General features: G+C 43.8%; 6 protein-coding genes. All 6 read left to right on the top strand.

Translation table 11 applies throughout. The features are described 5' to 3' along the window. Positions 1-172: 172 nt before the first annotated feature. Positions 173-997, top strand: a complete 825-nt coding sequence (locus NWQ57_RS18570; protein ID WP_306023668.1) for a TnsA endonuclease N-terminal domain-containing protein — start codon at positions 173-175, stop codon at positions 995-997. After that, complete coding sequence (locus NWQ57_RS18565) at positions 984-3,056, top strand: Mu transposase C-terminal domain-containing protein (protein WP_306023667.1); 2,073 nt, start codon at positions 984-986, stop codon at positions 3,054-3,056. The genes NWQ57_RS18570 and NWQ57_RS18565 overlap by 14 nt, the downstream gene beginning before the upstream one ends. Continuing rightward, complete coding sequence (locus NWQ57_RS18560) at positions 3,056-4,714, top strand: AAA family ATPase (protein WP_306023666.1); 1,659 nt, start codon at positions 3,056-3,058, stop codon at positions 4,712-4,714. The genes NWQ57_RS18565 and NWQ57_RS18560 overlap by 1 nt, the downstream gene beginning before the upstream one ends. Continuing rightward, positions 4,714-6,219 carry a TnsD family Tn7-like transposition protein gene (locus NWQ57_RS18555; RefSeq protein WP_306023665.1) on the top strand — a complete coding sequence of 502 codons (1,506 nt, stop codon included), beginning with the start codon at positions 4,714-4,716 and terminating at the stop codon, positions 6,217-6,219. Before NWQ57_RS18560 ends, NWQ57_RS18555 begins: the two co-directional genes overlap by 1 nt. Then, entirely contained in the window at positions 6,212-7,810 is a 1,599-nt protein-coding gene (locus tag NWQ57_RS18550; RefSeq protein ID WP_306023664.1) for a Tn7-like element transposition protein TnsE, read from the top strand. Before NWQ57_RS18555 ends, NWQ57_RS18550 begins: the two co-directional genes overlap by 8 nt. A gap of 209 nt (positions 7,811-8,019) precedes the next feature. Next, positions 8,020-8,138: helix-turn-helix domain-containing protein (locus NWQ57_RS18545; protein WP_306023669.1), on the top strand; the 119-nt coding region annotated here is incomplete at its 3' end.

Below are 8,138 nucleotides of genomic sequence, written 5' to 3'. Positions count from 1 at the left end.
AATCTAGCAAAAAGTGTTACGGTCGAATAATGGCATTTACAAAACCGTAAGGTTTGTTGGTGAACAATAAAGTTGTTAACAAGACAATAAAGTTGTTAACAAAACAATATAGTTGTTAATTTTTGCCATTTGAACTAACTTAGAAATAAGTTAATTCAGATGGCAATTTAGTATGGGCAAGAAGCAATACTGGAATTCAGAAGCTAAAAATGAGCGCTGGATCAAAGAAGGCCGGGGTCAGGGATCAGGTCCTGACTATAAGCCTTGGCTTACTATACGTGACGTACCCTCCCAAGGTAGATCACACAGAATTTTTGGCCATCTTACTCAACGTACCCATCATCTCCTTTCCGACCTCGAACTCGCTACTTTCTTCTTCCTCCAATGGCGACCAATAACCACCGACATTCGCGAGCAATTTCCATTAGATCGGGAGTTAACCCGAGAAATATGTAATCAACTTGGCGTCGAGCATCCAAATGTTCAGGGTGTGGATCAATATATGAGTAGTGATTTTGTCGTAGATTCCGAAGATAGAAGCAAACCAAGGTTTGCTATTCAGGTGAAGAGTAGAAGTGCTTTTCAAGATTCTAGAACAGTGGAGAAGTTGCAAATAGAGCGCATGTATTGGGCTGAAAAAGAGGTCCCTTTCTTTCTAGTGAATGAGAATCAAATACCTAGGCCTGTTTTTGAGAACATTGGTGTTCTTTACAACCATATCGAAGACGATGCTAGCCAGGACGAGCTACTGACCTATTTTTCATTGTTTCTAAAGCAGATTCCTCAGGATAAAAGCCTTAGGGTCATCGACCTATGCATTCGCTTGGACACCGCTTATGACTTCGATCCAGGAGAAGCCTTATTTCAATTCAAGCGATTATTGGCACAGCGCTTCTTTCATTTTGACATCACAAAGCCATTCACTGAGTTACGTTGCTCAGATTTAGTTGCTGAAGGTCAGCATGTGTTGCAGGAGGTGTGGCGTGTTTCAAGTTAACGAAGTTTTAAACCTGCAGGACAAGTTGTATCGAATACTTGTTTCTATTGAGCGTCATGTCGTCTGGATATCGTTGGATGACTCTAAAGCCTTGCCAGACTTCGCCAGAATCGAGCAACTCAATGATCTGTTATTGCAGGAAAAGATGACCCGCGTGGATGATCCGTATGAGTATGTTCAAAGTTTATTGCCGGAAGAAGGGTCGAAAGATGCAGCAATTCGTGATAAAAACTACTTGGTTATCTCACCACTAGTTGAAGACCCACAGTTCTATGTCAAGAAAGTCAGAACGAAACATATAGCCGAAATACTGGCTACAGGGAAAGTTTCGCGCCCTTATTTGTATAAATTGATTCGTCGCTATTGGCAGCGAGGTCAAACACCAAACGCCCTGTTACCAGACTACAAAAACTCAGGTGCGAAAGGAACCAAAAGAACAGTAAAAGATAAAAAGCTCGGCCGACCGCGTGTCTATATGGAAGGTACAGGTGCCTTAATTGACGAAAAGACAGAAAAGCTATTCCGAATTGTTATTGATAAATATGTTCTGAATAAGAATTTTACGATTGCCCGTGCCCATAGGAGACTGAAAAAACTATACGAGCAGTTGTTTCCAAATGTCGCTGAGTCAGAAAAACCAACAAAGCGACAAATGGGCTATTTTTTTGAGCGTGAATACAGCCATGTTGAAAAAGTTAGGGCTGCTGTTCCGGATATTATTTACCAGAAAGACATTCGACCTCTTTTGAGTACCGCTACAACGCAGGCGTTAGGCCCGGGGTCAAGATACGAAATCGACGCTACTATTGCTGACGTGATCTTAGTGGCTAACCACGATCGCAACCAGCCAGTAGGTCGTCCCACCGTTTATATAGTTATAGACGTTTTTTCTCGCTTTATTGTAGGTTGGTATATTGGTTTTGAAAACCCTTCCTACGTTGCAGCGTTTCAAGCCCTACATTTGGCATTGACAGATAAGAGTCATATCTTCAGCGATCTTGCAATTGATACTAATAGTTTTTCATGGCCAGCTGCAGGATTACCGGAAGCAATTCTTGCGGATAGAGGTGAACTACAGGGGCATCAGATTGAAGGGTTAGAATCGAGTCACAAAATCAGGATTGAAAATACACCGCCTTACCGAGGTGATGCAAAAGGTATTGTTGAGCAACGATTTAGGACGCTGCAAGCGGAGTTCAAGGGTTTTACTCCAGGCGAAGTGATAGGGCCGACTGTCAAAAAACGTGGTGGGAAAAACTATTGGCTGGATGGCACGCTCACAGTTTCTGAGTTTACCGAAATTATAGTTTCTTCAATTGTAATGAGAAACTTCATCGATCCGATGACCAAATACGATAGAGCTAAAGATATGCCTGCAGCACTGCCTTCGATTCCTGTTCATCTATGGAATTGGGGTTTGCAGAACCGCACAGGGCGATTAAGGAAAGCTAGTACTGAAACAGTTCGAATAGCGCTTCTCCCTAGAGCAAAAGCAAGCGCTTCTGTTCAAGGCATCTGTGTGTTTGGTGTTTACTATTCATCACCCGAAATCATTGAATTGGGTTGGATGCATCGATCCGGAAAGTCGCCAAGACCCGAGGCGGTGGATGTCGCATATGATCCCGACTTTGCTAATGAAGTGTATCTGTTTCATACCAAAGGGAACAGAGATCATTGGGTATGCCGCATCTCAGATGTTTCTAGGGAATTTCGTGGTTCATCGTTCTGGGAAGTATGGCGTAAGCAAAGCCTTACGAAAATACAGGCATCTAAATACTGGTTGGAAGCCGACAAAGTCCGAAACCAGCATGAGGAACGGGTAGAAGAAATTATATCTTCGGCCATAAAACAAACTCCTAGACCGACGGCTACCAACACGGAACGCATGCGTGGGGTTAGTAGTGCTCGCACCGAGCAACTCGAAAAAGAACGGGAAAATCGTCGGCCAACCGTTGCGAAGAAAAATCAACCATCCAAAGTCGTACACCTGACCCAGCCAGATGACAATGATGACTACCCAGACTTTGAAGATGAACTATTTGATGATGGAGACGACTAATGGAGCGACCTAATCATTTTGTTACCGCATCATATAGCCCGACAGGCGTTAAACGGTATGATGGCAACCCTTTCATTGAAGCGCTTCCTCCAATCTTAACCGTTGCTCAAGCGGGTAAGAGCATCAAAGGTAAAGTTGAATTCCACCCGTCTGAGCGATTAGCTGAGCCTAAATCTAGAATGCATATGGTGGTTTCGTTGCTAGACGACTATTTTCAACCGCTCTCACAGCATGTTCAGCTTCAAGAAAAAATCGACCTAATGCTTCGCATGGGATATGTCGGAAGAAACATCAGTGACGGTTCGTTAAATCGAAAACTTCAAGAAGGGTATGAGTTCATAAAGTCTGGTGGAGACGTTTTGGCAAACTTTGCTGTTGAAAAGACTACAGCCCGGAGCATGTCTCTGATTGGTGTTTCTGGAGCAGGTAAGAGCAAGTCGTTGGAACGAGTTTTAGCGACTTATCCGCAGGTGATCTATCACGAACAAGAAAATCGCTTTCAAGTTACCTACCTGAAAATTGAATGCCCAAGTAACGGTGATCTTGAAAGCTTGTGCCTTAACTTTTTTAGCGCAGTTGATAACCTGCTAGGCACAGACTATGAGCGCCGGTACGCCAAGCAGCGATTATCTGTTCCAAAAATGTTAGCCCTGATGCGTCAAACTGCTAACAACAGAGCAATTGGAGTTTTGGTTATTGATGAGATTCAACGCTTGAGTCAGGTTCGCTCAGGTGGCAAAGAGCAGATGTTAGAATTCTTTGTCGAATTGGTGAATACCGTAGGCATCCCGATTGTCTTAGTTGGTACACCTAAAGCACGCCCAATATTTGAGCTGGAACTTCAGTCAGGAAGGCGCAGCGCTGGATTAGGGTCGATTTATTGGGAAACCATTCCGCAATATGTCACTCGGAAAAACGAAAGACTGCTTAACCCCAACTGGGTGCGATTTACAGACAATCTTTGGAAATACCAATGGCTCAGGCATGGGGATGATCCACTTAATGATGAAATAAGAGAATGCTGGTATAGCCTGTCCCAGGGGGTGCTGGATATCGTAGTAAAGCTTTTTGTCCTGGCACAGCTTCGCGCCATTGCTAACAAAAAAGAGCGCATTACTGTTGGTATTCTGAATTCAGTTTATGAACAAGAACTAAAACCTGTACACCCTATGTTGGATGCCTTGCGTTCCGGCGATGCAGATAAAATTGTGAAGTATTCTGATATGCGCGTTGTGGATTTGGATAAAAGAATAATCGAACTAGGTAGACAAATTCTTGAGGTTGCCCAGAAACAAGAGGAAAAGCTATTTGGTGGAGATCAAGATGCGCTGCGATTATACAACCTCGTTTTGCAGCTCGATGATTCCTATGAGGAAGAAACTATTGAGCAGCTTGTCAAACGTATATTTAAAGAACAACCTGAACTGAGTCGTGCAGACATGATATCGATAATTGCGGCATGGTATTCAGAAGGGCAAAAACCAACAAAGAAAAAACAAGTGAGTACGAGAGTTAAGGAAAAGGATTGGTTGGATCTGAGCTCCGATGATTGGCGATATCAATTCGCCTACTGCAAAGATGAAAACCTTTCGTTGGTTGAGCGCTTAGAGCAGAATGGTGAAATGTTTGATCTTGAAGGTTGGGCGGTAGGACATTGATGCTTGGGTTTCCAAAACCGTATCCTGAGGAATTGCTGTACAGCACAATTGCGAGAGCTGGCGTGCATGATGGCGAAACGTCGCCTAAGCAGTTGCTAGACCAAGTGTTCTCGAATCGCAAAGTCATCGCCACGGTAGATTTACCTAGCCATGTCCAATCAATCGCTGACCAATATCCAGAAAACAGTGAACTCAGTTCTCATTTTTTGATCAAACATCATACGCTATGGTCAATATATGCTCCATTCATGCCGCCGGAACGCGTCTTAAAACTGCGACAGTGGATGACAAATAGTTCGCAAGGCGCAGCACATCTTGCTTCAGGTGTTGCGGCTTCTAGGGTTAAGGCGAAAACTAAGCTCTATGTTTGCAAGCAATGCTTGGTAGATCAGCAGTCAAATTACGGTGAAGGATATTTGCACCGACTTTGGCAGGTTCCGCTCGTTACGGTCTGCCCAATTCACAGAGCGCTCAGCCGGACGAGCATCGAACTTGATGGTAAGCACCGTCATACCTTTATCCCAATAGAGTCCGCCAAGGTACTTGATGAACACCCTTCTAAGAGGCAAGACAAATTCTTTGCTGAGCAATGCGTTTGTCTATTACAGACTAGTAGTGAAGGGACCAGATTTGTTCAATGGTCACTTTTCTATAAACAGCTCGCGGGTAAATTTGGTCTCTTAAACGGTGCGCGAATTGATCATTCAAGAATTCGAGAAGCGGTAATAGGTTTTTGGGGGAAGTCATGGTTAGAGGATGCAGGTATATATCCGGTCGACACTGAAACTTCATGGCTCAAGTCACTCTTCCGAAAGCACAGAAAAAGTTTCAGCTTCGCTGAGCACATCATAGCCGTAACTGCCCTAACAGAAGGGCAGATGAGCATTTTAAAAGCTATTCAAACAGCCGAAGCTATAATACCTGTACCTGTTCTTAAAAGCCCTCACAAAATTAACGACGAAATAGCCGTAGAAACTTTGTTGACTCCTGATCAGCAGCAGTGGCTTGACTTATTGCGTAAACACTATCCCAAAGCTGCTCGGCAAAGAAATCGAGCTTTATACGCTCGCCTTTATCGAAGTCATCACGATTGGTTGTTGGCTATCGACATAAAATTTCATAAAGAAAGTGAAGTCAACAATAAGCGAGTTGATTGGTCTCAAAGGGATAGGCAATGCGCTCGTGAACTAAAACACATAATTGAAAGGTTGGCCGACGACCTTAACGTGCCACATTTGAGCAGAACCTATCTGATTCATCACTTAAGCCAAAGAGCAACGGTAGAGAAGAACCTAAGCAGACTGCCGCGCTGTGCATTGCTGCTCTCGCTTCATTCGGAAAGTACAACGGAATATCAAGCTCGAAGGCTAACTCGTGCATATTTAGCGATGAAAGAAAATCATCAAGAGATTAAACGCTGGTCTCTATTGCGTGAGGCGGGTTTGAGTGACAAGCGGATGACTGATTTAGTTTCTGAGTTATTAATGGAGATCTTAAGTGAGTAAAAGCAAGGCGCGATTCAAAAAATTGGATGATGATTCAAAAATACTAGGTGTCGGCTCCCTGTTCCGTGTTGTCGGTCGAAAAGGCTGGGCGATCAACATCGATTTAACCGGTAAAAAGCCTCAAAGCATGCAGTTTAGTAACATCCCGGTGCTTGCAAGAAAAAGAGTGCTTAACCCAACCTTGGTGGCGAAACCAGCTGGGCTGCCGATTGAGTTCATCATCGGCAGTGCCCAGGAATGGGAAGTAGCAAAGGCTTCTGACTGCCCTGCTTTTAATGCACATCACCATGGCAATGATGGCAACCAAAATTGTTTTGTCGTCAATGTGGATGGAAAGCGAGTTTTCATTCCGCAATTAGAAATGGCGCGGGTACTTTTCTATCACGATCCTTTCCTTGCTCGACTTAGCTTACAGCATGATGCCTTATCTGAAGATTTTATGTTAAGTAAACGAGATGATGGTCAGCCACTGATTGTCGTTCGCGAAGGTGCCGAATATCCGGTTTCCTATTTTAATCGAGACGATAACCGGCGATTCCTTAGTTGGGTTCTGTTAGATAGCGATGCCAGAACATCCTTCGAAAGCATCGGTAAAGACCTGACTCTAAATCAATACCAGAAGGGAAGCTATCTGCATTGGAATTTTCAGTTCTCACCTCCATCCTTATCTGGAGTGCAGCTAGGTGCACGAGGCTGGGCAGATAATGTGTCGAACAGCTTCTTTGTATGGGAAATCAAACTGTTAGATAATTTGCCATCGGAAGTCGAAGGAGAGATCGATTTCTATCATCCTGGATATGAGCGCAAATTAGGTGGAAAACCTACAAAAGGAGATGGTAAACAGGGCCAAGCACCCGATGAGTTTGATCTAGATGATGACGAGTTGTCGGATTCTGATAAAGCTACTTTGGCACTCAATTCAGAGCAGGTCTCAGTATCCTTCAGAAACCCGCACATAACTAATCGTGTTGCTCAGAATACGAAGGCTGTAAATAACCTTATAGGGGATGGCGACAAAGAGGTTCTGGATAAAGACCTTAGCCCAAATGAAAAAGAAGAGTCCGGTGCTCTTCCTGGTGGAGCCTGGAACAATTTAGATGACCAAACTGATGATGCGCACCTCTATATCGGAAAATTTAAGTCGTTCTTCAGCGCGATAGAGCTACTGACATCCAAACATGGCTGCAGAAAAGTCAGTGATAGGCTAGTGAAGCTGCCAAAAGTTGGCGATGGTAAGAAACACTGGCTGAACGATAAACAGAACCCGCGTTGTATCGCAATTGTAGAGTTAGAACATGGTGGTAAGTCCTATACCATACTTGAGATCGACACTTCTGATGGTGCAGCCAAGCTTTCGACCATGTTGTTAACTTCACCCCTAGGTTGGGTGGCAAATAATGAGAAAGTTATCTTACAGCGAATCATGAAAAAATCCTTGGGCTGGCCTTCAGATTATTTCAAAGGCCAACTTGGAGAAGGCGCAAACAAGGGTATTCCACATCCTGAATCAAAGCATCCTGGCTCGTTACCTCCCGAATCCCTTGACCCTTGGGCGCAGAGGATCGCTAATTGGATTAAACGGAGCGCTTAGACCGATTACCTAAAGCTACCTATAGAGTAGGTAACTTTAGGTAATTTCCACATACCGCTTAACGCCGCTGTCTTATTCTTGAGTCAAATCATATCATAATCAGTTAAACTAGGACAAAACAGCTAAATCATTTGATTCATTTTGATAAGTGTATTAACTGTAAAGAGTCGATCTTCAGTGTTAGAACCCTATATTATAGAGCAAAGCAAATGGAAGAAATGACTGACTGTTGGTTCTCCATCAACGACATCTCCCTGTATTTGGGTGTCACCAACGACACCATCTATAAATGGATCGAGAAGAAAGGTCTACCTGCTCACAAAATAGG

This window comes from Paraglaciecola sp. (assembly GCF_030730205.1).
GTDB lineage: Bacteria > Pseudomonadota > Gammaproteobacteria > Enterobacterales > Alteromonadaceae > Paraglaciecola.
The sequence above is the reverse complement of the archived record's forward strand: the minus strand, read 5'-3'. Positions and strand labels throughout refer to the sequence as shown.

Coding starts and splice junctions, on each gene's coding strand:
- NWQ57_RS18570 (WP_306023668.1), top strand. CDS start 173: ATGGGCAAGAAGCAATACTGGAATTCAGAAGCTAAAAATGAGCGCTGG.
- NWQ57_RS18560 (WP_306023666.1), top strand. CDS start 3,056: ATGGAGCGACCTAATCATTTTGTTACCGCATCATATAGCCCGACAGGC.
- NWQ57_RS18555 (WP_306023665.1), top strand. CDS start 4,714: ATGCTTGGGTTTCCAAAACCGTATCCTGAGGAATTGCTGTACAGCACA.